The 24,680-nt window shown below is 70.9% G+C and carries 30 protein-coding genes; 19 read left to right on the forward strand and 11 right to left on the reverse strand.

Going from position 1 to position 24,680, the window contains the following annotated elements; all coding sequences use genetic code 11:
- Nucleotides 1–91: 91 nt before the first annotated feature.
- Genes gshB through ACLFRB_RS06020 form a run of 9 tightly spaced genes read left to right on the forward strand, consistent with a single transcriptional unit; the run spans nt 92 to nt 7,613 of the window.
- Nucleotides 92–1,063, forward strand: a complete 972-nt coding sequence (gshB, locus tag ACLFRB_RS05980; RefSeq protein ID WP_411068096.1) for a glutathione synthase — start codon at nt 92–94, stop codon at nt 1,061–1,063.
- A gap of 10 nt (nt 1,064–1,073) precedes the next feature.
- Nucleotides 1,074–2,093, forward strand: a complete 1,020-nt coding sequence (locus tag ACLFRB_RS05985) for an FAD:protein FMN transferase (protein ID WP_411068097.1) — start codon at nt 1,074–1,076, stop codon at nt 2,091–2,093.
- Nucleotides 2,090–2,488 carry a NusG domain II-containing protein gene (locus ACLFRB_RS05990; protein ID WP_411068098.1) on the forward strand — a complete coding sequence of 133 codons (399 nt, stop codon included), beginning with the start codon at nt 2,090–2,092 and terminating at the stop codon, nt 2,486–2,488. Before ACLFRB_RS05985 ends, ACLFRB_RS05990 begins: the two co-directional genes overlap by 4 nt.
- On the forward strand, nt 2,472–3,044 hold the full coding sequence (locus ACLFRB_RS05995; RefSeq protein WP_411068099.1) for a Gx transporter family protein: 573 nt from the start codon (nt 2,472–2,474) through the stop codon (nt 3,042–3,044). Before ACLFRB_RS05990 ends, ACLFRB_RS05995 begins: the two co-directional genes overlap by 17 nt.
- Nucleotides 3,025–3,996, forward strand: a complete 972-nt coding sequence (locus tag ACLFRB_RS06000) for a TonB family protein (RefSeq protein ID WP_411068100.1) — start codon at nt 3,025–3,027, stop codon at nt 3,994–3,996. The genes ACLFRB_RS05995 and ACLFRB_RS06000 overlap by 20 nt, the downstream gene beginning before the upstream one ends.
- 19 nt (nt 3,997–4,015) lie before the next feature.
- Nucleotides 4,016–5,170 carry a 3-deoxy-7-phosphoheptulonate synthase gene (locus ACLFRB_RS06005; protein ID WP_411068101.1) on the forward strand — a complete coding sequence of 385 codons (1,155 nt, stop codon included), beginning with the start codon at nt 4,016–4,018 and terminating at the stop codon, nt 5,168–5,170.
- A gap of 59 nt (nt 5,171–5,229) precedes the next feature.
- A complete protein-coding gene (locus tag ACLFRB_RS06010) occupies nt 5,230–6,096 on the forward strand; it encodes a metal ABC transporter substrate-binding protein (RefSeq protein WP_411068102.1) in 867 nt (288 codons plus the stop codon).
- Entirely contained in the window at nt 6,086–6,820 is a 735-nt protein-coding gene (locus ACLFRB_RS06015; protein WP_411068103.1) for a metal ABC transporter ATP-binding protein, read from the forward strand. Before ACLFRB_RS06010 ends, ACLFRB_RS06015 begins: the two co-directional genes overlap by 11 nt.
- Nucleotides 6,813–7,613 carry a metal ABC transporter permease gene (locus ACLFRB_RS06020; protein WP_411068104.1) on the forward strand — a complete coding sequence of 267 codons (801 nt, stop codon included), beginning with the start codon at nt 6,813–6,815 and terminating at the stop codon, nt 7,611–7,613. Before ACLFRB_RS06015 ends, ACLFRB_RS06020 begins: the two co-directional genes overlap by 8 nt.
- 37 nt (nt 7,614–7,650) lie before the next feature.
- Here ACLFRB_RS06020 and ACLFRB_RS06025 read toward each other — a convergent pair whose 3' ends face one another.
- The 5 genes from ACLFRB_RS06025 to ACLFRB_RS06045 all read right to left on the reverse strand — a co-directional run bounded on the left by ACLFRB_RS06025 (nt 7,651) and on the right by ACLFRB_RS06045 (nt 11,078).
- Entirely contained in the window at nt 7,651–8,169 is a 519-nt protein-coding gene (locus ACLFRB_RS06025; protein WP_411068105.1) for a molybdenum cofactor synthesis domain-containing protein, read from the reverse strand.
- Nucleotides 8,170–8,259: 90 nt separating this feature from the next.
- A complete protein-coding gene (gene dksA / locus ACLFRB_RS06030) occupies nt 8,260–8,694 on the reverse strand; it encodes an RNA polymerase-binding protein DksA (protein ID WP_054965052.1) in 435 nt (144 codons plus the stop codon).
- A 187-nt stretch (nt 8,695–8,881) separates the two neighbouring features.
- Nucleotides 8,882–9,412 carry a universal stress protein gene (locus ACLFRB_RS06035; protein ID WP_411068106.1) on the reverse strand — a complete coding sequence of 177 codons (531 nt, stop codon included), beginning with the start codon at nt 9,410–9,412 and terminating at the stop codon, nt 8,882–8,884.
- Nucleotides 9,412–10,164, reverse strand: coding sequence for a TIGR02186 family protein (locus tag ACLFRB_RS06040; protein ID WP_411068107.1), 753 nt, complete (start codon nt 10,162–10,164; stop codon nt 9,412–9,414). The genes ACLFRB_RS06035 and ACLFRB_RS06040 overlap by 1 nt, the downstream gene beginning before the upstream one ends.
- A complete protein-coding gene (locus ACLFRB_RS06045; protein WP_411068108.1) occupies nt 10,164–11,078 on the reverse strand; it encodes a sulfite exporter TauE/SafE family protein in 915 nt (304 codons plus the stop codon). The genes ACLFRB_RS06040 and ACLFRB_RS06045 overlap by 1 nt, the downstream gene beginning before the upstream one ends.
- A 392-nt stretch (nt 11,079–11,470) precedes the next feature.
- On the opposite strand from ACLFRB_RS06045, the gene ACLFRB_RS06050 reads away from it, so the two are divergent.
- Entirely contained in the window at nt 11,471–12,430 is a 960-nt protein-coding gene (locus ACLFRB_RS06050) for a LysR family transcriptional regulator (RefSeq protein ID WP_411068109.1), read from the forward strand.
- A 39-nt stretch (nt 12,431–12,469) separates the two neighbouring features.
- Here the strand turns inward: ACLFRB_RS06050 and ACLFRB_RS06055 are convergent, their stop codons facing one another.
- Nucleotides 12,470–13,084 (reverse strand): hypothetical protein, encoded by a 615-nt coding sequence (locus ACLFRB_RS06055; RefSeq protein ID WP_411068110.1) that lies wholly within the window; start codon nt 13,082–13,084, stop codon nt 12,470–12,472.
- 209 nt (nt 13,085–13,293) lie between these two features.
- Between ACLFRB_RS06055 and ACLFRB_RS06060 the strand changes: the two genes are divergently transcribed.
- Entirely contained in the window at nt 13,294–13,416 is a 123-nt protein-coding gene (locus ACLFRB_RS06060) for a DUF3149 domain-containing protein (RefSeq protein WP_143004115.1), read from the forward strand.
- A gap of 18 nt (nt 13,417–13,434) precedes the next feature.
- Here ACLFRB_RS06060 and hda read toward each other — a convergent pair whose 3' ends face one another.
- The 3 genes from hda to ACLFRB_RS06075 are packed head-to-tail and all read right to left on the reverse strand — an operon-like array spanning nt 13,435 to nt 15,841.
- A complete protein-coding gene (hda, locus tag ACLFRB_RS06065; RefSeq protein ID WP_411068111.1) occupies nt 13,435–14,133 on the reverse strand; it encodes a DnaA regulatory inactivator Hda in 699 nt (232 codons plus the stop codon).
- Between the two features lie 5 nt (nt 14,134–14,138).
- Nucleotides 14,139–14,687: a CDP-alcohol phosphatidyltransferase family protein gene (locus ACLFRB_RS06070; protein ID WP_411068112.1), complete on the reverse strand. Its 549-nt coding sequence runs from the start codon at nt 14,685–14,687 to the stop codon at nt 14,139–14,141.
- The gene (locus ACLFRB_RS06075) at nt 14,684–15,841 is read right to left on the reverse strand and encodes a DUF2066 domain-containing protein (protein WP_411068113.1); all 1,158 of its coding nucleotides are present in this window, start codon (nt 15,839–15,841) and stop codon (nt 14,684–14,686) included. Before ACLFRB_RS06075 ends, ACLFRB_RS06070 begins: the two co-directional genes overlap by 4 nt.
- 121 nt (nt 15,842–15,962) lie before the next feature.
- On the opposite strand from ACLFRB_RS06075, the gene purM reads away from it, so the two are divergent.
- The 6 genes from purM to ACLFRB_RS06105 all read left to right on the forward strand — a co-directional run bounded on the left by purM (nt 15,963) and on the right by ACLFRB_RS06105 (nt 21,568).
- Entirely contained in the window at nt 15,963–17,018 is a 1,056-nt protein-coding gene (gene purM, locus ACLFRB_RS06080) for a phosphoribosylformylglycinamidine cyclo-ligase (RefSeq protein WP_411068114.1), read from the forward strand.
- Nucleotides 17,011–17,670 carry a phosphoribosylglycinamide formyltransferase gene (purN, locus tag ACLFRB_RS06085; protein ID WP_411068115.1) on the forward strand — a complete coding sequence of 220 codons (660 nt, stop codon included), beginning with the start codon at nt 17,011–17,013 and terminating at the stop codon, nt 17,668–17,670. The genes purM and purN overlap by 8 nt, the downstream gene beginning before the upstream one ends.
- A gap of 128 nt (nt 17,671–17,798) precedes the next feature.
- The gene (locus ACLFRB_RS06090; protein ID WP_411068116.1) at nt 17,799–18,947 is read left to right on the forward strand and encodes a homoserine O-acetyltransferase; all 1,149 of its coding nucleotides are present in this window, start codon (nt 17,799–17,801) and stop codon (nt 18,945–18,947) included.
- Entirely contained in the window at nt 18,944–19,573 is a 630-nt protein-coding gene (gene metW / locus ACLFRB_RS06095; RefSeq protein WP_411068117.1) for a methionine biosynthesis protein MetW, read from the forward strand. The genes ACLFRB_RS06090 and metW overlap by 4 nt, the downstream gene beginning before the upstream one ends.
- A 91-nt stretch (nt 19,574–19,664) precedes the next feature.
- Nucleotides 19,665–20,102, forward strand: coding sequence for a DUF4426 domain-containing protein (locus ACLFRB_RS06100; protein ID WP_411068118.1), 438 nt, complete (start codon nt 19,665–19,667; stop codon nt 20,100–20,102).
- Between the two features lie 155 nt (nt 20,103–20,257).
- Nucleotides 20,258–21,568 carry a hypothetical protein gene (locus tag ACLFRB_RS06105; RefSeq protein ID WP_411068119.1) on the forward strand — a complete coding sequence of 437 codons (1,311 nt, stop codon included), beginning with the start codon at nt 20,258–20,260 and terminating at the stop codon, nt 21,566–21,568.
- Between the two features lie 192 nt (nt 21,569–21,760).
- Here ACLFRB_RS06105 and ACLFRB_RS06110 read toward each other — a convergent pair whose 3' ends face one another.
- Together ACLFRB_RS06110 and argA are read right to left on the reverse strand one after the other, a co-directional pair.
- On the reverse strand, nt 21,761–22,057 hold the full coding sequence (locus ACLFRB_RS06110) for an HNH endonuclease (protein WP_411068120.1): 297 nt from the start codon (nt 22,055–22,057) through the stop codon (nt 21,761–21,763).
- An 83-nt stretch (nt 22,058–22,140) separates the two neighbouring features.
- Nucleotides 22,141–23,463 (reverse strand): amino-acid N-acetyltransferase, encoded by a 1,323-nt coding sequence (gene argA, locus ACLFRB_RS06115; protein ID WP_411068121.1) that lies wholly within the window; start codon nt 23,461–23,463, stop codon nt 22,141–22,143.
- Nucleotides 23,464–23,672: 209 nt separating this feature from the next.
- On the opposite strand from argA, the gene ACLFRB_RS06120 reads away from it, so the two are divergent.
- Both ACLFRB_RS06120 and ACLFRB_RS06125 read left to right on the forward strand, forming a co-directional pair.
- The gene (locus ACLFRB_RS06120) at nt 23,673–24,005 is read left to right on the forward strand and encodes an accessory factor UbiK family protein (protein ID WP_411068122.1); all 333 of its coding nucleotides are present in this window, start codon (nt 23,673–23,675) and stop codon (nt 24,003–24,005) included.
- A 35-nt stretch (nt 24,006–24,040) separates the two neighbouring features.
- Nucleotides 24,041–24,680: magnesium chelatase domain-containing protein (locus tag ACLFRB_RS06125; RefSeq protein WP_411068123.1), on the forward strand; the 640-nt coding region annotated here is incomplete at its 3' end.

The following is a 24,680-nucleotide window of genomic DNA, read 5'->3' on the forward strand; positions in this document are numbered from 1 at the left end:
TTGCCTGAAATCCCCGTCCGGGATGAGCCGGTGCCGCCAAGCGGTGCACAATAGACCCTTGAAGACCACACCCAACGAAAGGTCCAATCCCATGCCTGCCACCCTGGGCGTCGTCATGGACCCCATCGGCGACATCCACATCGGCAAGGACACCACCTTCGCCATGCTCCTGGAGGCCCAGCGGCGCGGCTACGCGCTGCGCTACATGGAGCCCAGGCACCTCTTCGGCCGCGACGCGACCCCCTGGGCGCGCATGTACCCCCTGGAGGTGCGCCGCGAGCCCGGCAGCCACTACACCCTGGGTGACGAGGAGCGCCGCCCGCTCACCGACCTGGACCTGGTGCTCATGCGCAAGGACCCGCCCTTCGACATGGAGTACATCTACCTGACGTACCTCCTGGAGCGGGCCCTGGGGTCGACGCTGGTGAGCAACCACCCCGGGACCCTGCGCGACGCCAACGAGAAGATGTTCACGGCCTATTTCCCGGGCCTGGCGCCCCCCACCCTGGTGGCCCGGGACCCCAAGGAGTTCTACGCCTTCCTCCAAGAGCGGGAGGCCATGGTCCTCAAGCCCCTGGAGGGACGGGGCGGGGAGGGCATCTTCCTGGTGCGCCTCGGCGACCCCAACTTCAACTCGGTGGTGGAGAGCCTCACCCACCGGGGCACCCGCTTCGCCATGGCCCAGGCCTACCTCCCCGAGGCCGCCGAGGGGGACAAGCGCATCATCCTAGTCGACGGCGAGCCCGTCCCCCACGGCCTGCTGCGGGTGCCGGGGCGCGGCGACTTCCGCGGCAACATCTCCGCCGGGGCCACCACCGAGCTGGCGGACCTCACCGAGCGCGACCGGGAGATCTGCGCCACCCTGGGACCGGAGCTGCGCGCCCGGGGCCTGGCCTTCGTGGGCATCGACGTGATCGGCGGCTACGTCACCGAGATCAACGTCACCAGCCCCACCGGGGTGCAGGAACTGGACTACTACGCGGGCATCAATATCTGTGGGGACCTGTTCGACGCCCTGGAGCGGCGCCTGGCCCAAGGGCAGCCCTTCCATGCATCGGTCTAGGGGCCGGCCGGTGCGCCGCGCCCTTGCCGCGCTCGTCCTGGCCGTCGCCGTCCTGGGCGCCTGCGACCGCGCACCGGAGACGCACCGGGAGCAGGCCTTCGTGCTCGGCACCCTGGTGGAGATCACCGCCGCCGGGGCGGGCGAGGAAGAGCTCAGCGAGGCTGCCGGCGCCGCCTTTCGCGAGATGCGGGCGATCCACAACGCCCTGACCCCCACGGAGGAGGGCAACCTCCTGGCCGACTTCAACAGCGCGGCGCCGGGGGAATGGGTCGCCCTGGAGGGGCCCCTGACGGGGCTGCTCCCGCGGGCCCTGGCGGTTCAGCGGGCCAGCGACAACACCTTCAGCCCGCACCTAGGGCGGCTGGTGGGGCTGTGGGGCTTCCGCGAGCCGCCGCTCCCCGAGGAGCCCCCCGCCGAATCGGCGGTGGAGGGCCTGCTGGAGGAGGGCGCCGGTGCCGAGGCCCTGGAGCTGCGGCGGGACAACGGCCTGGAGGCCCGAATGGCCCGCCCGGGGGCGGCCCTGGACCTGGGCGGCATCGCCAAGGGCTACGCGGTGGACCGCGCGGCGACGGTTCTGAAGGAGCACGGCGTGGACAACGCCCTGATCAACGCCGGCGGGGACCTGCGCGCCCTGGGCGCGCGGGGGGACCGCCCCTGGCGCATCGGCATCCGCGACCCCCGCGACCGCGAGCGCGTGCTGGCGGTTGTGGCCCTGCGCGACGGCGAGGCCATTGTCACCTCCGGGGACTACGAGCGATCCTTCACCCATGATGGCCGGCGCTACCACCACCTGCTGGACCCGGACACCGGCCGGCCGGCCCGGCGGGCGCGCCAGGCCACGGTGCTGGGGCCCCGGGCCACGGAGACGGACGCTTGGAGCACCGCCCTGTTCGTGGCCGGGACCCGGGGCCTGGAGCGACTCGGCCCCCGCCAGCCGGGCCTGGTGATCGACGCCGAGGGCCGGGCCCACGCCAACGCAGCCATGAAGGAGCGCCTGGACTGGCGCGCCGAGGGGATGCCGGCGCCATGAGGGCGGGGCTGCGCTTCCTGCGCCGCGCCACCACCCCCTGGGACCGGGCGGTGCTGGCCCTGGCGTGGTCCGGGGCCGTGGCCGGGATGGTGGCCGCCTTCGGCGGGGGCAGCCCCGGCGCAAGGGCGGAGATCATCGTCGAGGGCGAGGTGGTGGAGACAGTGGACCTGAACCGGGAGCGCACGCTGGAGGTGGAGGGCCCGCTGGGCACCTCGCACCTGGAGGTGGGGGACGGCGGCATCCGCTTCGTACCCCCGTCCCCGGCGCCCCGCAAGATCGACTTGCGCGCTGGCTGGCAGCGCGAGGCCGGCGACTCGGCCGCCTGCGTGCCCAACGAGGTCATGGTGCGGGTCACGGGGGAGGAGCAGGAGGCCTGGGATGCCGTCAACTACTGAGGCCGCCCGGGCCGAGCCCGCCGGCCTGAGCCGCCTGCGTCGGGACCTCCACGTGGCCTGGCTGGCGGCCTTCGCCGTGGGACTGCACCTGCTGGAGGCGGCGCTGCCCCCCCTCCTCCCCGGGCTCAAGCCCGGCCTGGCCAACGTGGTGACGGTGGCGGCGCTGTGTCTGTGGGGCTGGCGCACCGCCGCCCTGATCACCTTGCTGCGGGTGGTGGTGGGAGCCATCTTCCTGGGCACGCTGCTCGCCCCTGGGTTCTGGCTGTCCCTGGGCGGGGCCCTGGCGGCCCTGGCGGCCCTGGCGCTTGGCGCCCTCCTCCCCGGGCGCGGCCTGGGGCCGGTGGGGTTCAGCGTGCTGGCCGCCGTGGCCCACATCGCCGGGCAGCTGGGGGTAGCCTACGTTTTGTTCATTCAGCACGCCGCCCTCCTGGCCCTGGTGCCCATCCTCGGCCTGGGGGCGGCGGTAACCGGAACCATCAACGGGCTGGCGGCCTATACCCTGGTACGGGACTGGGCGCCGCCGACGGATGCGACGCATGGCTTGGCCGCTCCCTGAGCATACCCTCGATCACCGCCTCCTGGTGGCCCTGCTGGGCTCCGCCCTGGCCCATGCGGCCATCCTGGGCCTGCTCGCCTTCTCGGACCCGGCGCCCAAGGACTCCCCCGGCCCGGTGGAGCACATGGTGGAGTACCGGCCCATCCCCGCCGAGGAGGAAGCGGAGCCCGAGGAGGAGGCGCCGGCGGCCACCCGCAGCCAGGAGGCCACCGGAGACGACAGGGAAAACCGCGAGGCCACCAGCCCACAGGCCGGCCCCGACGGGATCCCCGCACCCACCCTGCCGGAGCCGGAGGATACGAAGGAGACGGAGCGTCCGGAACAGACGTCGGCCCCGGAACAATCCGCGGACTCCGACCGGGAGCCGGCCGACGACCGCTCGGAGACGGAGCAGGAGGAGGCTGGAGCGGCCTCCACGGACGAGATCCTCACCCGCGAGCACGCGCCGGACCCCGCCCCCTCCGGGGAAAGCTCGGGGGCCCGCTCCGGCGGGGACGAGGCGCAAGAACCGGAGGCCGTCCAGCCCTATCCGTCCAGCCGCCAGATGGCCCGCTGGGACCGCGAAAGCCGCGAGCGCCGGAGCGCGGCCGACCGCAACGCGGAGCTGGCCCGGCAGGCCACCCGGGAGGACCGCGCGGCGGCCTACATCTCCTCCTGGATCGCCAAGGTGGAGCGGGTGGGCAACCTGAACTATCCGGAGGAGGCCCGGCGGCGGAACCTCACGGGCAAGGTGCGGGTGGAGGCCATGGTCCGTCCGGACGGTACCCTGGAGCACGTGCGCATCCTGGAGCCCTCGGGCAGCGACATCCTGGACGCCGCGGCCAAACAGATCATCCGCCTGGGCGCCCCCTACAGCGCCTTCCCAGAGGAGCTCAAGCGCCGCTACGGGGACGGCCTGCCCATCCGGCACCATTTCAACTTCACCCGGGATTCCGACCTCACCTCCCAGTGACGGCAGAGGGACGCGGCCGATGATCATCATCCTCAAATCCGGTGTCGGCGAGAGCGACCCCGAATACCACAGCCTGATCGGCTACCTGGAGGCCAAGCCGGGCATCGAGGTGCGCCGGCACCAGGAGCACGGCGCCCAGGAGACCATCACCGAGCTCTACCTCATCGGTGACACGGCGGCCCTGGACGCCGACGAGATCGCCGGGGAGCCCGCGGTGGAGCGGGTGGTGCGGGTCTCGGACCGCTACCGCCTCCTGGGCCGCCACCGCGGCCAGCTGGAGCCCACCGGCTTCGACTACAACGGCCTCCACTTCGGCCAGGACACCTTCCACCTGTTCGCCGGACTGTGCGCCGTGGACAACCCCGCCAACACCGAGCGCATGATGGCGGCCCTGCGGGAGCAGGGGCTCCAGGCCACCCGCATGGGGGCCTACAAGCCGCGTACCAGTCCCTACGACTTCCAGGGCCACGGGGCCGAGTGCCTCCCCTACGTTTTCGAGCTGGCGGGCAAATACGGCATCCGAGTGGTGGCTATGGAGGTGACGGAGGCCCGGCACCTGGAGGAGATCGCCACCGAGCTGGACCGGGCCGGCAGCCCCACCGGAGTGATGGTGCAGGTGGGCACCCGCAACGCCCAGAACTTCGAGCTGCTCAAGGAGGTGGGGGCCCAGACCCGCTTCCCCGTGCTCTACAAGCGGGGCTTCGGCATCACCCTGGAGGAATCCCTGAACGCCTGCGAGTACATCGCCGCCAGCGGCAACCGCAACATCGTCTTCTGCCTGCGCGGGGTGAAATCGCACATGGGGGCGCCGCACCGCAACCTGGTGGACTTCGCCCACGTGCCGGTGGTGAAGCGCCTCACCCGCCTGCCGGTGTGCGTGGACCCCAGCCACTCCGTGGGCAACCGGGAGCGGGCCCCCGACGGCCTGCTGGAGGTCCAGCACGCCGCCGCCCAGGGGGTGATCGCCGGTGCCAACATGGTGCTGGCGGACTTCCATCCCGAGCCCGAGCGGGCCCTGGTGGACGGGCCCCAGGCCCTGCACCTGGAGGAGCTTCCTTACTTCCGGCAGGATCTGGCTATCATAGAGGAGGCATACCGGCGGCGCGTCCAGCTGGCCGCGGACATGCCCCGCCCGCGGCCCGGGACGGAGGGCCCGCCGCCGCGGGACACTTGACAGCCCTGCTAGCGTAAAACGGCCCCCTTAGCCCCCACACCCGTACCGGAGGAGACCCCATGCCACCCCCGCCGCGACTGCTGGCCCGTGTCCTTGCCTGCCTGGCGCTGGTTCCGGCCCTGGCGGCCGCGGCACCCCTGGAGATCGTCACCTCCATTCCTCCTTACGCCATGGTCGCCCGCGCCGTGGCCGGCCAGGAAGGGGAGGTCCAGGCCCTGGTAGGGCGCGGGAAGGACCCCCATCACTTCGAGCCCTCCATCGACGACATCGCCCACGTCCGGGAGGCGGATCTTGTGATCAGCAACGGCCTAGGGCTGAGGCAGGTGGAGGACCACCTCGGCCGCACCGCGCGGAGCGAACAGCTCCTCACGGTGGCCGAAACGGTCCCTTTCGAGCCCGTGCGCGACCAGCGAGGGGCAGTCAATGGGCACATCTGGCTGGATCCGGAGGTCATGGTGCGCGTTGCCCAGGCGCTCGCGGAGCGCATGGGCGAGCTCCGCCCGGAACGCGCCGATACCTTCGCCGCCAACGCCGAGGAGCTGGTGGCGGACATCCGGGACGCCGACGCAAAGGCCGGGGAGCTCCTCGGCGACCTGCGCAACCGTGGGGTTGTAACCTACCACCCCGCCTTTGAATACTTCTTCCGCCATTACGATATGGAGGTGGTGGGCACATACCTGGACCTCGCGGGCAACGAGCCCTCCCCCCAGGGGGTCCAAAAGCTGCTGGACACCATCCGCGAGGGAGGGATCCCGGCCATCTTCCGCGAGCCCCAGCTCCCCAAGGACCCCGTGCAGGCCCTCGCCGACGAGGCGGGAATCACGGTGGGGGTCCTCGACCCCCTGGGCTTCGAGGCCGACATCCAGGGGTATCCGGACCTGCTGCGCTACAACGCCCGCCAGGTCCGGGACGCCTATGACGGCTGATCCCGCCGCGCCCCTCCTGGAGGTGGAGGACCTTTCCGTGCGCTACGGGGAGGTGGTGGCACTGGACCGGGTCTCCTTCCGCGTGTCCCCCGGGGAGTTCCTCGCCGTGCTCGGCCCCAACGGCTCGGGCAAGACCACCCTGTTCCGCTGCATCCTCGGCCTGGAGTCCTACGCGGGGACCATCCGAAACCGCGCCCGCCGGGTCGGCTATGTCCCCCAGATCAAGAACTTTGACCGCTCCTTCCCGGGCCGGCCCAGGGAGGTGGTCATCAGTGGGATCACGGGCTCCTGGCCCGCACGACCCGCCCGGCGGCTCCGGGAGCAGGCGCGGCGGGCCCTGGAGCGGGTCGGGGCGGAGGAATACGAGGACCGCCCCCTGGCGGCCCTGTCCGGCGGCCAGCTGCAACGGGTCTACCTGGCCCGGGCCCTGGTTGCCGACCCCGACCTGCTGCTTCTGGACGAGCCGGCCGCGGGGGTGGACCGCACCGGGGAGTACGACCTCTACCAGTACCTGGAGGCCTATCAGGCGGAGCACCCCGGCGTGGCCATCGCCATGATCACCCACGACTGGGAAGTGGCCCGCCACCACGCCCATACCTCTTTGATCCTCAACCATCGGGTGATCGGGGTGGGGCCCTCCGCGGAGGTGCTGACCGAGGACTGCCTGCGGCGCGCCTTCGGCCACATGGGGCACGCCCACGTGCTGGGGCCGGACCATGCTTGAGGTCCTGGCCTTCCCCTTCATGCAGCGGGCCCTGGCCGCGGCGGCCATCACCGGGGTGCTGGGCGGACTCCTGGGGGTGTTCCTGGTCCAGCGGCGGCTGAGCTTTCTGGCCTCCGGCATGAGCCACGGGGCCTTTTCCGGCATCGGCCTCGGGCTCTACCTGGGCGTGGCGCCGTTCCTGGTGGCGGTGCCGATGGCGGTGGCGCTGGGGCTGCTGATCGCTTTCCTGCGCCGGCGCGGGGCCCTGGCCGAGGACACCGTGGTGGGGGTGTTCTTCGCCGCCGGCATGGCCGGCGGGGTGATCCTCCTGGCCCTGTCCAACGCCGACGCCTCCCTGTCCGCCTACCTGTTCGGCTCGATCCTCGCCATCCAGTCTGCGGACCTGGTCTGGATGGGGGCGGTGGCGGTGGTGGTGCTGGGCTTCCTGCTGCCCGCCTGGGGCGGCCTGACCCTGCTCACCTTCGACCGCGAGCTGGCCCAGGCTTCCGGGCTTCCGGTGCGCTTCCTGGACTACACCTTCTTCGGCCTCAGCGCCCTGGCCATCGTCGCCGCGGTGAAGTTGGTGGGGATCGTGCTGGTGGCCAGCTTCTTCGTGGTGCCCGCCGCCAGTGCCCGCCTGCTGGGCACAACCTTCGCCCGGGTCTCCCTGCTGGCGGCGGGGATCGGGCTGGTCACCGCCGTGGGCGGCCTGCTGCTGAGCTATCCGCTCAACGCCCCCGTGGGCGCGCTGATCGTCCTGCTGCAGGTGCTGGTCTTCGCCCTGGCGCTCGTCGTCCGCCGGGGCCACCAGTAGGCGGCCGGGGGGCGGCGAGAAGGGACCGGGAGGAGGGTCAGCGCTCGGCGAATCGGGGCATCATCTCGGCGAAGTTGCAGGGCCGGGTGCGGAGGTCCAGCTGGGGGAGGATGATGGCGTCCATGGCCAGGCGGCAGGCCCCGGAGCTGCCCGGGAGGTTGAAGAGGAGGGTGGTATCGGCCAGACCCGCCTGGGCGCGGGACTGGATGGTGGAAGGGCCGATCTCCTCGTAGCTCAGCCAGCGGAACAGCTCGCCGAAGCCGGGGATCTCCTTGGTGTACACCGCGCTCGCGGCCTCCGGCGTCACGTCCCGGCCGGTGAGCCCTGTGCCCCCCGTGGAGATCACCACCTCCACCCCGGAGCGGCCCGCCAGCTCCCGGAAGGCCGCCTCCAGCTCCTCCCGCTCGTCGCGGACGATGCGCCGGTCCTTCAGCCGGTGTCCGGCCTCCTCCAGGCGCCCCGCTACCAGGTCGCCGGACCGATCCGTGGCGGGCGAGCGGGTGTCCGAGACGGTCACCACCGCGCAGCCCAGGGGCTGAAACTCGCGCTCACTCACTGCGCGCTCCTCTCATGCTCGGCTACCGAACGAACCGGGGGCCTTTCGCGGCGCGAAAGGCCCCCGTTCAAGCCCCGCACAGGGACGGCATCAATCCTCGGCCATCTGGCGCTCTTGGCGCTCCTGGGCCTCCTTGGCCTCGATGCTCAGGGTGGCCACCGGGCGGGCCTCCAGCCGCCGGACGCCGATGGGCTCGCCGGTGACCTCGCAGTAGCCGAACTCGCCGTTCTCGATGCGCCGCAGGGCCGCGTCGATCTTGCTGAGGAGGCGCTGTTCGCGCTCCACCGTGCGCAGCTCCGTGTACCGCTCGGTCTCCTGGCTGGCCCGGTCCACCTCGTCGGCCTGGTTCTCCGACTCGTTCATGTTCTGACGCGTGTGGGTGGTGTCCTCCACGATCTGATTGCGCCAGTCCAGCAGCTTGCGCCGGAAGAAGGCCAGCTGCTTGGGATTCATGTAGGGCTCGTCGGGGCTGGGCCGGTAATCCGGCTCCAGCTCGATTTCATCCAGATCGACCTTTTCGGTCATTGCGTTCCTCCCAAATCCGCCCTGTCCGAGGCTTGCCAAAGCCCAATCATGCCGCCCCCCTGGGGCCTTGGCAACCCTCGGGGGATCCCGCCAAATCAACTGGCGGGGATTGGCACAGGCTTTGGATCGCGGAAGGGCCTCCGGGTTCCCCGGGCCATCCCTGACGGCCTGGGGACAAGGGAGGACGCTACCGGGCGATGGCCTCGATGCCCTCGCACAGCTCGTCGGATTCCATCTCCGGCGGTACGATGAGCAGGGGGCAGGGCAGGTCGGAGGTCAGCCGGTCGCCGAGGTGGCGGGCCAGGGAGCCCGTCACCGCGGCGCGCCGGTGGCCCTGCTCGCCGGAGGCCCCCACCACCACCATGCGGATGGCCCGGTCCGCCCGGGCCGTCTCCACGATCTTCTCCCGAGGCAGGCCCTCCAGGATGAAGAACTCCGGCATGATGCCGCAGGACTCCTCCACGCCCTTCGCCACCTCGGCCACCATGGACTCCGCCTCCTCGCGGATCTCCCGCTTCATCTGGGCCTTGACGTGGGCCCAGTGGCTGAAGGTGGGCAGGTGCAGGACATGGAGAAGGCTCAGGTGGGCGCCGGTCAGGCGCGCCAGGCGGGCGGCGAAGGCCGCCGCCACCCGGCTGTTCTCGGAGCCGTCCACGCAGGCCAGGATCTTGCGGTCCCGGGCCGGGACCGGACCGGAAGTGTTGTCGTCTTGGGCCATCAGTGCTCTGCCTCCCCGCGGGTCACCATGCCAACGAACCAGCCGGCGAACAGGGCCACCAGCACCGCCAGGATGCCATAGGTGGCGGGATGGTCATGGGCCAAATTGTACAGCCACTTCTCGATGCCCACCTTGGCCACCGAGAGCCGCTGCACTTCTCGGTGGGTCACTTCACCATCCTTGAGGGCACGCGCCACGATCTCGTATTCGCCCACCGGGGTCTGGGCGGGCAGATCCACCGCAGCGCGGAACAGGCGGCCCTCCCGGACCGCCACGCTGCCCGGCCGTTCCTGGAACAGCCCCACCCGCCGCATGTGATCGAGCAGGCCCTGGAAGTACTCCTCGGCGGCCACCTCCTGGCCGTCCCGCTCCCAGCGGGCCTGCCGGAACAGGGCCTCGGGGCCCACGCCGAGCTCCGCGCGCTGCTGCTTGTCCAGTTCCCCCTCCAAGGTGGCGTCGCTCAACAGGGCGTAGAAGCCGGGCACCCCTTCGAACCGCTGGCTCTCCACGTTCATCCACAGCCCGGCCACCTTGCCTTTGCGCGAAACGTTCTGCGCCTCCTCGGGCCCGCGGACCTCGATGAGCACGCCCTCTGCCCCCTCCGGAAGGCTACCGAACAGCAGCAGCTCCTCGCCCTCGTACCGGTAGGTGACGGAGACCCGGTCGTCGGAGACGTCGGTCACCAGCTCCGCCCCGGCGCCGCCGGCGGCGGCCAGCATCGTCATTCCCAGAATGGCGCCAAGCATCCGCATCAGTGCCCTCCTCCGGCGCCCACCACGAACAGGTCCGCCGGCACCAGCACCAGGTCCAGGAGCAGCTTGACCGCCGTGGCCAGCACGATCAGCGCCAGAAGGATGCGCAGCTGCTCGCCCTGCAGTTTGCTGCCGAGGTGGGTGCCCACCTGGGCCCCCACCACGGAGCCGATGAGCAGGAGCAGGGCCAGCACGATGTCCACGGTCTGGTTCTGCACCGACTGCCAGAAGGTGGTGTTGGCGGTGGTGAACAGGATCTGGAACAGGGAGGTGCCCACCACCACCTGGGTGGGCATGCCGATTAGGTAGATCATTGCCGGGACCATGATGAAGCCGCCGCCTACGCCCATGATGGCCGCGAGGAGGCCCACCAAGACTCCCACCCCCAGCGGCACCAGGACGGAGGTCTCCAGGCCCGAGGTGGGGAAATAGGTCCGCAGCGGCAGGCGCACGCGAGGCTCCTTGACCGGCTTGGCCGCCGCCTGCTCGGCGGCCCCGCCGCGCAAGGCCCGGAGACCCTCCAGGAACATGAAGCTGCCGATGGCGCCGAGCATGACCACGAACAGCACCGTGATCACGAAATCGATCTGGCCCAGGGCCTTGAGCTGCTCCACGACCTCCACGCCCAGCTTGCTGCCCGCCAGGCCGCCCACCACCATGTAGGTGCCCATCTTGAAGTCCACGTTCATGCGGCGCATGTGGGCGATGGTCCCCGATACCGAGGCCGCCACGATCTGGTTGGCGTCGGTGGCCGCCGCCACCGGGGCCGGCACCCCCATCATCATGAGCAGGGGGGTGAGCAGGAACCCGCCGCCCACGCCGAACAGGCCCGACAGGATCCCCACCACTCCGCCGAGCCCTAGCAGCAGGAAGATATTGACACTCATCTCTGCCACGGGCAGATAGAGATTCATTTAAGAATACCCCGATTTTCCGATTAGCAATTTGGCACCGCCAATTAGGCCGCGAATGATCGGGGTTTTTGGGAGGGTTGTCCAAGGTAGACTTTGTATACAAAAATTCCTTTTAGGAATAAACCGCCAAAAGAGGGCCTGCCCGCCACTCCTTCCGGCATCGGAAAACCGGAAGAGCGGTGAGGGTTCCCGGAGCACGCACCGCCCTGCCCGGGATTCCGCGTCGGTCGCCCCGTACCGCGGAGGACCGTGGCGGCCCCCGCGGGCTGGTCCGTTACAGAATAACGGGACATTCCCATACGGCGGGTTTGTATCGATGCCAATTCGTTGTATCATCCGTCAAAACCCGCGGACTCCCCCCTCCCGGACCACGCCAAAAAAAGGGTTCCGTAATGGAATGGCATCTACGGGTTCCCCCGGTGCGCGGGCTGATGGCCCTGCGGGCGGTTGCCGAGGCCGGCACCTTCACCGGAGCGGCCCAACAGCTCGGCTGGAACCAGCCCAACGTCAGCAAGCACCTGCAGGCCCTGGAGACGGCGCTGGACAGTCGGCTGCTGCACCGGGAGCACGGCGGGAACCGGTTGACCGAGGCCGGTGAGCGGGTCCTTGAGCACGCCGTGACCATCACCGACAGCTTCGCCAGCCTGCTCCAGGAGCTGGAGCGCATGCGCGCGGCGGAGCACGGCCACCTGCGGGTGGCCGCCAGCCTCACCATCGGCGACCACTGGCTGCCCCAGGTGCTGATGCGCTTCGATGTGGCCCATCCCCAGGTAACGGTGGAATCCCGCGTCCTGTACGGGCGGGAGGGCCTGCGGCAGGCCGCGGGGGGATCCGTGGACGTGGCCCTGGTGGAGGGCGATCCCGGGGAGAGCGGCCTGACGGCCCAGAAGGTGGGGGAGGACATGCTGGTGGTGGCCTGCGGCCAGGACCATCCCTGGGCCGCCAAGGGCAGCCTGACCCTGGAGGAGTTCACCCGGAGCCGCTTCATCCTCCGCGAGCGCGGCTCGGGCACCCGGGACACCCTCGACCACTACCTGGAAGAGGCTAACCTAGCCCCGCTGGAACCGGAGCTGGAGGTGGGCTCCAATCACGCCATCCTGCAGATGCTCAAAAGCGGGGAGCATTTGACCGTGCTGTCCTCCCTGACCGTCCGGGACGCCCAGTCCAGCGGCTTCCTGGTGCTGCTCCCCGTACGCGGACTCAACCTCAAGCGCACCTTCTGGGCCGTCCGGGCCCCTCAGGCGCGCAACCTGCCCGCCGCCGACACCTTCATCGACTTCCTGCGCACCAGCCCCCCGGACCACGAGCCGGTGGTCCCCACGACGCCCCGGGAGGAGCGCTCCTCCGCCTGACCGGGGGACGCCTGGGGTCCTGGGCCCCTCCGGGCGGGATCAGGCGTAGAAGCGCTCCAGGGCTGCCCGCACCGCCGAGGCGGCACCCGGGCCGAACTGCGTGCGCTCATCCAGCCGGTCCGTGAAGACGTACTCGAACTTCAGGTCCTGCAGCCCCAGCCCCCCCATCACTCGGTTCTCCCAGGACCAATCGTCGGCGTGGGCCACCAGGGTGGGCCAGCCGTCCTCCCCGGGCTCCAAGATGGGCCCCAGGAACAGGAAGCCCGGTTTGTTCTTGCAGAACAGGGCGGTGCTGCCCGGCGTGCGCCCCGACATGGTGTAAAAGACGATGGTCCGCGACAGGCGGATGGAGCCGTCCAGGGGCCGGTCCACTGTGCCCTCGATGCCTTCCACCTCGTCCTGCCCGGCGAGGGCCTCGGCCCGCAGGGCCTCCCGCCATCGATCCAGGTCGCGGGCGCCATGCCGGCTGGGAAGGAACAGGAAGTGCGCCCCGCCCCCCTCCCGGAGCCGTTCGGCCAGGGCGGGGTCGAACGCGGGCGTGTTGACGAGGATGCCCCCCGCCTGGTGGTCCCGGATCAGGTAGACCGCCGGCTCCTCCACGCCCCCTGCGACATGCCAGATGCTGCGATCACGGGCTTCCGCCAAGCACTGCATATGCTGGTCCTCCGGTACCGGCGCGCGGGCCGGACAGCATTGACACCCCCGTCCCGCGCGGCTACATTCCCCTTTCAAACAAAGGGGTTTTGATCTCCCCCCGGCCTCCTCCGGAAGGTGGCTGCGCGACAACACCAAATTGGCCGGCCCGCGGACCGAGGGCCTTCGCAAGGATTTTCCGGCACCCCGCCAAACCCATAGGAGAGACCATGCTCGAGATCCTGCTGAGCAGCCCCATCGGCATCCTGTCTCTGATCACCGTGGTGGGAGCGATCGCCATCGTGGTCGGCTGGGTGGTCATCTGGGCCTACTGGATGCGCAAGGAGCGCTAGGGCCCGGGGCGACCCCCCTCATAGGCCCAGACGCGCCTTGATGAAGGGCACAGTGAGACGCCGCCGCTCCGCCAGGGCCGCGGCGTCCAGCCGTTCCAGGGCGGCCACCAGGGCCGGCAGGCTGCGGCTGTAGTGCCGCAGCAGGAAGCCCCCCACCTCCGCTTTCAGATCCAGCCCCCGGGCCTCTGCGTGTCGGCGCAGGGCCCCCAGCCGCTCCGCGTCCGTGAGGCGCCCCAGCGGGTAGCTGCCCCCCCAGCTCAAGCGGGTCCGCAGCTCCTCGCGGCACAGGCCGAGGGCGCCAGGGCTGGTCCGCGCAGCCGCCAGCAGCCGCCCCCCCTCCTCGTTCACCTGGTTGTAGAGGTGGAAGACCGCCTGCTCCCAGGCATCCTCCCCCGCCACGGCTTCCAGGCCGTCCACGGCCACCAGGCCCGGTCCCAGCCCCGGGTCCAGAACCTGCTCCGGATCCAGCCCGGCGGCGGTCACCTCTTCGCGCATGGAGGCCAGATCCAGATAGGTCCCCCCGGCCTCCCGCGCGGCGCCCTCCAGCAGGTGGGTCTTGCCGCTGCCGGCCTCTCCCCACAGAAAGGCGAAGCGCTCCCGCCCCTCGGTCACCGCCCGCACCCGGGACCAGGCTTCCCGGCACTCCGCCCCCGGCTCGAAGAGCTCCAGGCGGTGGGCGTCGGGTCGATCGAGGACCAGGGGCAGCTGACCGGCCACCGCGGCTACCCCTCCGGGGACTCGTGGGCCCAGGCCTTGCGGAGCCAGACCACCACGTACTGCAGCCCCGAGGCCACCGTGGTGGCCAGAACGGCCACCGCCAGCCAGCCCAGCCACTCGCCCAGCCCCAGGGCCAGGACCGCTTCCAGGAGCACCAGGGCCACCAGGCCCAACTGGAGCGCCGTGTTGAGCTTGGAAAGGAAGGAGGGGGCCATCTCCAGGGCCCCGGTCAGATAGTGGTAGGCCAGGGCGCCGGCGACGATCACCAGATCCCGAGAGACCACCGCGACCACCAGCCAGAAGGGGATCAGGCCCAACCAGCCGAGGGTGATGTAGGCGGTCACCACCAGGGCCTTGTCGGCGATGGGGTCCAGCACCCTGCCCAGGCGGGTCTCCTGGCCGAACCGCTTGGCGACGAAGCCGTCGGCGGCGTCGGTGAGCCCGGCCAGCACGAACAGGACCAGCGCCGCGGCGTAATGGCCGTCATGGAGCAGCAGGACCAGGAAGGGAACCGCGGCGAGCCGCAGAAGGGACAGGGCATTGGGGATGTTCATGGCCGGTAGGTGAAGCGCAGGAGGGGGCTGCCGTCCTGATCCGCATCCTCCCCCTCCCGCCGGTCCCCGGAGTCCGTGGCGGGGGATTCCCGTTCCGGGGTCTCGCCTTCCTCGGGCTCCAGGATGTCCAGCAGGCTCACGATGTGGGCCGCGCGCTCCGGGTCGGCCCGGAAGCGGAAGCGGAAGCGGGCCTCGCTGCCCGCGGTCCGGGCGGGCATGACGGCCTCCACGGCGGCCAGCCGCCCCAGGCCGCGCTCCACCCTCGCCAGATCCTCGAGGCTGCGGACCCCCTCCACCGCCGCCTCCATGGCCGCTCCCCGCCCCGGCTCCACGGCGTAGTCCCGCGCCATGCCCGCCAGGAGGCGCTCCATGCCGGCCTGGAGGGCGCCCTCCAGGCCGTCGGCGCTGCTGGAGAAGGTGCGGTCCTCCCCGCCGCGGCGCAGCACCCAGTCCACCCGCGTGCCGCCGCGCTCCCCCTCGCCCACGCGCACCAGGAGGATGGCATCGGGATCGTAGCGCTCCGAGGCAGACTCGATCTGCTCCCAGTCCTCGAACAGCAGGTTGCGCCCGGAGAGGCGGTCGCGGTCCGTACCGTCCATGAGCGGCATCAGCAGGGGCAGGCCGTATTGCTCCGCCGCCGTCTCCAGGGCTTCGAACAGGTCCGGTTCCATGTCTGGGGATACGGGGTTCCGGTCCCCGGTGCCACGCCGAGCAACCCACACCACCACCCCGGGGCGGTAACGGCCCCAAACCGGCCAGTCCTGTTCCCAGAGAGCCTCGCGAACGGCCTCCTCGCCAAACCGGACCCGCAGGCGGCTGCCGGAGGATTCGCCGCGCAGGACCTGGTAGCGGCTGACGTAGTCCTGCACGGGCTCCAGAAGGGCCGTGCGGACCTCGGAGTCCTCAACCACCTCGGAGGTGCCGCTCAGGCGGATCAGAACCCGGGCCAGGGCAGCACGCATCAAAGCCTGCCGGCCGCCGTCGCCGGCCAGGGAAGATTCCTGCTCGTCCTCGGTCTCCAGCAGGTCCAGGTCTTCCTCGTCCACCACCGCCTGGTAGAGGTTCTCCACCTGGGCCGCGGAGACGGAGCCCGGCAGCCCGCCCAGCAGGAGCACGAAGAGACCGAGCATGATGCGACGGGGGAAGGAGTGCATGCGCGGAAACCTAGGCCACCCCCCGCCGCGCGTCAACCGTTGCGAGCCCCGGGCGGCCTTTTGGCGCCCCCGCATTTGCTTTACCATTGCCAATCGACCGATTCCCCCCTGAGCAATCCCCGTGAGCGCGCAAGTGGCCGACAATCCCGGCAAACCCCTCACTTACAAGGAAGCGGGCGTGGATGTGGCCGCCGGCGACGCCTTCGTCGACCGCATCAAGCCCCTGGTCAAGCGCACCAGCCGGCCGGAGGTCCTGGGCGGCCTGGGCGGCTTCGGCGGCCTGTTCCGCCTCGCCGCCGACCGCTACCGGGACCCCGTGCTGGTGGCCGGCACCGACGGCGTGGGCACCAAGCTGCGCCTGGCCATCGAGCTGGACCGCCACGACAGCGTGGGCGTGGACCTGGTGGCCATGTGCGTCAACGACCTCATCGTCTGCGGCGCCGAGCCCCTGTTCTTCCTCGACTATCTGGCCACCGGCAAGCTCGACCCCGAGCGCGCCAGCGCCGTGGTGGAGGGCATCGTGCGCGGCTGCGAGGCCGCGGGCTGCGCCCTGCTGGGGGGCGAGACCGCGGAGATGCCCGGCATGTACGCCGCCGCCGACTACGATCTGGCAGGGTTCGCCGTGGGCGTCGTGGAGCGCGACGGCCTCATCGACGGCAGCCGCGCGGCGGCCGGGGACGTCCTGATCGGCCTGCCCTCCTCGGGCGTGCACAGCAACGGCTTCTCCCTGGTGCGCCGTCTCCTCCAGGATACCGGAACGGCCCTCGACGCGCCCTTCGGCGACACCACCCTCGGCGAGGCCCTGCTCGCCCCCACGCGGATCTACGTCGGCGCCGTGCGGACCCTGCTGGAGGCGGTGGACGTCCGGGCCCTAGCCCACATCACCGGCGGCGGCCTGCCGGGCAACCTGCCGCGCAGCCTGCCCGACGGTCTGGGCGCCGAGCTGGAGCGCGGCGCCTGGCCGCGGCCGCCCATCCTGGATTGGATCCAGGAGCAGGGGGCGCTCCCCGAGGAGGAGATGCTCGCCACCTTCAACGCCGGCCTGGGCATGGTGGCGGTGGTGCCCGAGGCGCAGGCCGGGGCCGCCCTGGATGCATTGCGGACCGCGGGCGAGGAGGGCTACCGCGTGGGGCGGGTGACCGCGGACGCCGAGGAACGGGGTCGGCTCCATGACTGAGGGCTGCCGGTGCGTGGTCCTGGTCTCCGGCGGCGGCACCAACCTTCAGGCCCTGCTGGACTGGGCCGCGGAGGGCCGGCTGGGCGCCGAGATCGCCGGCGTGGTGAGCAACCGCCCGCAGGCCTACGCCCTGGAGCGAGCCCGCGCCGCCGGTGTGCCGACCCGGGTTGTGGACCACACCGAATACCCTGACCGCCCCGCCTTCGACGCCGCCCTGCGAGAGGCCGTGACCGCCTTCCGGCCCGACCTCTTGGTACTCGCCGGCTTCATGCGCATCCTCACCCCCGCGTTTACCGGCCCCTTCAACGGCCGCATGATCAATGTCCACCCCTCCCTGCTGCCGGCCTTCCGCGGCCTGGACACCCACCGCAAGGCCCTGGAGGCGGGGTGCCGCCTGCACGGTACCACGGTACACCTGGTCACCGACGACCTGGACGCCGGCCCGATCATCGCGCAGGGTGCCGTGCGGGTGGACGACGCGGACACCCCCGAGACCCTCGCCCGGCGCGTCCAGGCCGTGGAGCACCGCCTTCTGCCCCAGGCGGTGCGCTGGTTCGCCGAGGGCCGCCTGGAGGTGGCGGGGGATCGGGTGCGGGTGCGCGACCACCCCGGCGAGCCCGGGGAGCTCCTGGCGCCCGCCCCGGAAGCGTAGCCCCGCTGCCCCTCCAGCCTTTCTGGCTCCTGCGCGGCGGGAGGCCCCCGAGGGGGGCGGAACGTGTACAATGGCGCCACCCACCGCGTTCGTCCGCGCGGGTAGGCTCTAAGGACACGCGATCGCCCATGCCGGAAACCATCCCGGAAGATTCCGTCGGCCTGGTGGAAGGGGCCGTGGAGCACTTCGACGAGCCCCTGGAGCTGGAGAGCGGGGAGCGTCTGGAGCGCTTCGACCTGGCCTACGAGACCTACGGCACCCTCAACGCCGACCATTCCAACGCCGTGCTCGTCTGTCACGCCCTGTCCGGGGACCAGCACGCTGCCGGCTATCAGTCCATGGAGGACCGCAAGCCGGGCTGGTGGGACAACATGATCGGTCCCGGAAAGCCTTTGGACACGCGGCGCTTCTTCGTGGTGTGCGTGAACGTCCTGGGCAGCTGCAAGGGCTCCACGGGGCCGGCGAGCATCAACCCCGCCACCGGCGAACCCTACGCGCTCGACTTCCCCATCGTCACCGTCAAGGACTGGGTGGCCTCGCAGCGCCGCCTCATGGAGCGGCTGAGCATCGCCAAGTGGGTGGCCGTGGTGGGCGGCTCCCTGGGCGGCATGCAGGCCCTGCAGTGGACCATCGACTACCCGGAGCGCCTCGACGCCTGCCTGGCCATCGCTGCCGCCCCCAAGCTCTCCGCGCAGAACATCGCCTTCAACGAGGTGGCCCGCCAGGCCATCATGACGGACCCCGAGTTCCACGGCGGCCGCTACTACGAGCGCGACACCCCGCGGCGCGGCCTGGCCCTGGCCCGCATGATCGGCCACATCACCTACCTCTCCGAAGACGCCATGCGCGACAAGTTCGGCCGCGACCTGCGCAAGGGGCAGCCGCTGTCCTACGGCTTCGACGTGGACTTCGAGGTGGAGAGCTACCTGCGCTACCAGGGCCGGCGCTTCGTGGACCGCTTCGACGCCAACAGCTACCTCTACCTCACCAAGGTGCTGGACTACTTCGACCCGGCGGGCGCCCACGACGGCGACTTGGCCAAGGCATTTGCCGGCTCCGACAACCGGTTCCTGGTGATCGCCTTCTCCAGCGACTGGCGGTTCTCGGCCGACCGCTCGCGGGAGATCACCCACGCCCTGTACGCCAACAATTTGGACGTGACCTTCGCCGAGATCGAGGCCCCGCAGGGCCATGATGCCTTCCTGCTCCGGATCGGCCCCTACCACGACATGGTGCGGGCCTACATGGACCGCCTGGCGCGGGAGTGGGGGCTATGAAGCACGCGTCCATGCGCTTCCGGGTCGATTTCGACGTCATCGAGGACTGGGTGAGCCCCGAGGCCCGGATCCTCGACCTGGGCTGCGGCGACGGCACCCTGCTGGCCCGCCTGCGCGATCACAAACGGGTCTCCGGCTACGGCGTGGAGATCAACATCAACAACATCATCGCCTGCATCGAGAAGGGCGTGCCCGTGATCCAGACCGACCTGGACACGGGCCTGGAGGACTTCGAGGCCGACTCGGTGGACTTCGTCGTCCTCTCCCAGACCCTGCAGGCCATCCGCTATCCCCACTTCCTCCTGCGGGAGATGCTGCGGGTGGGCCGGGAGGCCATCGTTTCCTTCCCCAACATCGGCCACTGGCTGGCCCGCTTCCAGCTGTGCGCGGGGGGCCGCATGCCGCGCACCCCGAGCCTGCCCTACAACTGGTACAACACCCCCAACATCCACTTGCACACCCTGCGCGACTTCGAGTCCCTCTGCGCCAAAGAGGACATCGAGATCCTGGAGCGGCGTGTCCTGGACCGTCGCGGGCGCTCGGGCCTCCTCGCCCGGGAGCTCCCCAACCTGTTCGGCGCCACCGCCATGTACCGCATCCAGCGTGGGCCGGGAATGAACCCGTAACCGCCTCTTTCCCCTGGCATCCCGGATAGGGCCGGCCTACACTGAAAGGACATCCGGTAGCTACCGGCAAGTCCGGTGAAAGGAGTGTCCTATGCGCCACCTGAGCCTGCTCCTGGGCCTCTGCCTCCTCCTGGCCGCCGCCCCGGCCTCCGTAAGCGCCCAGCAGCTGTTCGGCGACTACGTGATCCATCACGGCACCATGCTCACCTCCAGCCTGACCCCCGAGGTGGCCCGGGAATACGACATCACCCGCAGCAACCAACGGGGGCTGGTCACCGTCGCCGTCCGAAAGACAGGAAACGGCGAGGACAAGCCGGTCCGGGCCAAGGTCCGGGCGGTAGCCGTCAACCTCTCCGCCCAGCGCCGTGACCTGGAAATGCGGGAGGTGGATGAAGGGGAAGCCATCTACTACGTAACCGACTTCCGCATCAATCCTCCCGAGGAGGTACGCCTCGAGGTCCATGTCCAGCCGGAGGGCTCGGACGAGGAGCATGTCTTCGAGGTCTCCCGCCTGTTCGCCGACGAATAGCTACAGCCGCCCGAAGGGGCCGGGTTCCCGGCCCTCCTGTCCGCGTTTTGATCCGCGTTAAGCGTGCTTTCAGCCGGCCCTGCTAGACTGTCCCCTTTCCGTTCCCCGATGTCCCCCGTACCTTTCCAGGTCCAACCCGTGGAGGAGCGACACCGATGACCCGAATCGCCATCCGCATGGGCGCCGGACTCGTGGCCCTGGGCGGCCTACTGGCCCTGCTTCCCCAGCAGGCCTCGGCCATCCCGGCCTTCGCCCGGCAGACCGAGATGAGCTGCAACACCTGCCACGCCGCTGTGCCCAAGCTGAATAGCTTCGGCGAGGACTACGCCGCCAACGGCTACCGGCTGCCCGACTGGAAGGACAAGCGGGAGAGCTACGGCGACGACCGCCTCCACCTGCCGGACTCCGTCCCACTGGCGGTGCGCATCCAGGGCTTCGGCCAGCTGCGCGAGGCGGATCGGGCCACCGAGGGCGAGGAGGCCGCCAACGTGGACCTGCAGAGCCCTTACTTCATCAAGCTGCTCGGGGGCGCGCCGCTGACCGACCACATCAACACCTACTTCTACGGCATCCTCGCCGAGAAGGGCGAGAACAGCACCGTCCTCATCGAGGACGCCTGGATCCGCCACGACGACGTCTTCGGCACCGGGGTGGAGGCCATGCTCGGTCAGTTCCAGGTCTCCGACGTCATGTTCCCCCGCGAGGTGCGCCTGTCCTTCCAGGACTACACCCCCTACCGCATGGCGGGCATCACCTACGAGCGCGGCCTGCTGCTGGAGCGCGGCGTCGGCCCCGTGGATCTGGCCCTGGGGGTGGTCAACAGCAACGGCATCGACGAGAGCCGCACCCTGACCGCCAGCGGCTACAACCGGCCCGATCACAGCTTCGACGACAACGACCAGAAGTCGGTGTTCGGGCGCATCGCCACCGACGTGGCCGGGGTGGGGGTCGGGGTGTTCGGCTTCGCCGGCCAGCAGCCCAACGGCTTCCAGCAGCAGGGCGAGGACGGGCCCGGCCACACCTCCGACAAGCGCATCGCCGGCCTCGACCTCTCCGGCCAGGTCGGCGGCGACGTCTACTGGTACCTGCAGGGGCTCTACAACGAGTGGGGCGACTTCCTGGAGGAGGGCGAGGACTACAGCTGGTGGGGCGGCTTCGCCGGCGTGGACTGGGTCATGAGCCCCGAGTGGGCCTTCTCCCTGCTGTACAACTACGCCGACGCCGGGGATCTGGACGAGGTGCGGCTGTCCGACTATCCGAATATTGATTCGGCCGATGTGGAGGCCTTCGCCGACACCCGCTACGACGGCCTCAACCTCAACACCCTGACCTTCACCACCTCCTACTACTTCGCCAGCAACGTGCGCGGCGTGGTGGAGGCCAACTACGACTTCCTCGACACCAACGACTTCGCCCACCGCGAGCGCGAGCACTACCTGCTGATGGGCCTGGACGCCGCCTTCTGAGGGCGGCGCAGCGCTCCAAAAGCAGAAAAGGCACCCCCGCAAGGGTGCCTTTTTCTATGCTGGCTATCCGCTTTGTCCCGAAAGGGGGTTGTGGGAGCGGCTACCAGCCGCGACGTTCCGAAGGGGCCCATTTGTCGCGGCCACTGGCCGCTCCCACAGCAGGCGGATTCGGGATTTTCCCGCCCTTCGCCGCTACTCGTCGCCGTCGAGCACCCCCTGCCACTCCAGGGGCAGCTGGTACTTCTTCTCGGCGTTGCAGGCGGGGCAGGCGGGCACCACGTTGCCCTTGGTGGTCTCGCCGCCGCGGATGATGGGCACCACGTGGTCCATGGTGAGCTCGCGGGGCGGGAAGGACTCCCCGCAGTAGTGGCACACCCCCTTGGCGCGGCGGCGCTTCCACCACTGGCTGCGCCGCAGCTCGCGGGCCTTGGCCTTCTCCCGGGCCACGTGCTCCTCGGAGGCGGGCAGGAAAAACAGCGAATCGTCCATGGGCAGGGCTTCCCGAGCGTTGCGTACGGTCGCGTAGCTGACAGGGTATAGGGCAACCGGGGCGGGCGCCGGTTCCCGTCCGGTCAGCCGAGGTCCTTCCAGAAGACCTTGGAGCGACGGTCCAGATTGTACAGGGCGCGGCGCTCCACCGGCAGGGCGTCGAGGCCCACCTCGGCGAAGCCCCGCTCCAGGAACCAGTGGGCGGCCCGGGTGGTGAGCACGAACAGCCCGCCCAGGCCCCGCTCCCGGGCGCTCGCCTCCGCCTCCTCCAGCAGGGCCTCGCCCCGCCCCTCGCCGCGGTAGTCGGGGTGCACGGCCAGGCAGGCCAGCTCCGCCACCCCCTGGTCGGGGAAGGGGTGCAGGGCGGCGGTGGCCACCACCGCGCCGTCGCGCTCCATGACCAGGTAGTCGCCGATCTCCGTCTCCAGGCGCTCGCGCCCGCGGCGCACCAGCACGCCCTCCGCCTCCAGCGGCTCGATCAGATCCAGGATGCCGCCGATGTCGTCCTCGCCCGCGGGCCGGGTGTCCTCGTAGCGCTCGGCGGTGACCAGGGTGCCCACGCCATCGCGGGTGAACAGCTCCTGGAGGAGGGCGCCGTCGCGGTGGCGGCTCACCAGGTGCACCCGCCGCACTCCGGCGGCGCAGGCGTCCACGGCGGTGTGCAGGTGCAGGGCGATCTCCTCCGGCAGGTCGGCGCGCGCCTCCAGGACCCGCGTCACCTCCTCCGGGGAGAGATGCCCCTGCAGCCGGCCATCGATGTCCTCCAGCCCCTGGGCGTCCACCAGGAACAGCAGCTTGTCGGCGCACAGGGCTCCGGCGGCGGCGGAGGCCACCTCCTCGGCGCGCAGGTTGAACAGCTCGCCGGTGGGGGAGGCGCCCACCGGGGACAGCAGGACCATCTCGTCGGCGTCCAGGCAGCGCCGGATGCCCTCGGTGTCGACGCTGCGCACCTCGCCGGTGTACTCGTAGTCCACCCCGTCGCGCACCCCCACCGGCCGCGCCCGCAGAAAGTTGCCGGACACCACCCGCAGCGCCGCCCCCGCCATGGGGGTATGGGCCATGCCCATGGACAGGGCCGCCTCGATCTCCAGGCGCAGCCGGCCCACGCCCTCCTTCACCGCCCCCAGGGCCGCCGCGTCGGTGACGCGCCAGCCCCGCTCCACGCGCGGCGCGGCGCCGTGGGCGGCGATGCGGTCCTCGATCTGGGGCCGGGCGCCGTGCACCAGCACCAGGCGGACGCCGAGGCTGTTGAGCAGGGCCAGGTCGTGGGCCAGGGCGGTGAACTGCCCCTCGGCCACCATCTCGCCGCCGAACACCACCACGAAGGTCCGCCCCCGGAAGGCGTGGACGTAGGGCGCGGCGTCGCGGAAGGAGCGCACGAAGGGGGGCGTGGACCGATCGGTCATGGCGGCGGGCGATCCCTTGCGGCTGGGCGGGGTTTTTCCGGATGGCGTACCGGAGACCTGGGGGGATTATAGGACGTTCCGGAAACGGATGGGAAAATCCGCGCCGCGCCGGCTAGTTTATGCGGGGTCGGGGGCTGGCCCGGAGCGCCCAAGTCTCTGCTAGGATGGGGCGAAATCCGCATCATTCCCCATCGTCCCGGGAGGGAGCCATGAGCCAATCCACCACCAGCCTGCTGGACAATCTCGCCCGCGAGATCGGCGGCGCCCTGGGCCGCCTGGGCCTGCCCCCGGAGCGCATGGAGCAGGCCGTCCGCGACGCGATCCGTCCCGTCCTGGAGCGCATGGACCTGATCACCCGGGAGGAGTTCGACCGCCAGCAGCAGGCGCTGGACGCCACCCTCAAGCGGGTGGAGGCGCTGGAGGCCCAGCTCGGCATCGAGCGCCCCGAGACGAGCGGCGAGACCCACTTCGACGCGGAGCCGCTAGCGGAGGATCCGGCGGACCCCTCCACCGACTGGGATCCCAACGAGCCGCGCAAATAGCGGATCCTTCCGGAGCGCAGCGGGAAAGGGGGCGCATGGGCCACGCGGTGGTGCGCAGCCGGGCCCTGGCGGGGGTGGATTCCCCCGCCGTGGAGGTGGAGGTGGACCTGGCCGGCGGCCTGCCGGCGCTGGCCATCGTGGGGCTGCCGGAGGCGGCGGTGCGGGAGGCCAAGGACCGCGTCCGCGCCGCGCTGGTGAACGGCGGCTACGATTTCCCCACCGCGCGCGTCACCGTCAACCTGGCGCCCGCCGACCTGCCCAAGGAAGGCGGCCGCTTCGACCTGCCCATCGCCCTGGGGATCCTGGCCGCCTCCGGCCAGCTGCCGGCGGACGCCCTGGCGGGCCGGGAGTTCCTCGGCGAGCTGACCCTGGACGGGCGCCTGCGCCCCGTGCACGGCGCCCTCGCCGCCGCCCTGGCCCTGGCGGACTCCGGGGAGGCGCTGCTGGTGCCCGCGGCCAACGCCGCCGAGGCGGCGGTGGCGGGCACCGTCCCGGTCCACGGCGCCGAATCCCTCACCGCCGTTACCGCTTTCCTGCGCGGCGAGGCCGACCTGCCCCCCGCCGCCCCCGGGGCGCCCCCGGACCACCAGCCGCCGGATCTGGGCGACGTGCGCGGCCAAGCCCCGGCGAAGCGGGCCCTGGAGGTAGCCGCCGCGGGGGGCCACGGACTGCTCA

Origin of the sequence: Thiohalorhabdus sp., assembly GCF_046545655.1 — a bacterium.
Taxonomy (GTDB): domain Bacteria; phylum Pseudomonadota; class Gammaproteobacteria; order Thiohalorhabdales; family Thiohalorhabdaceae; genus Thiohalorhabdus.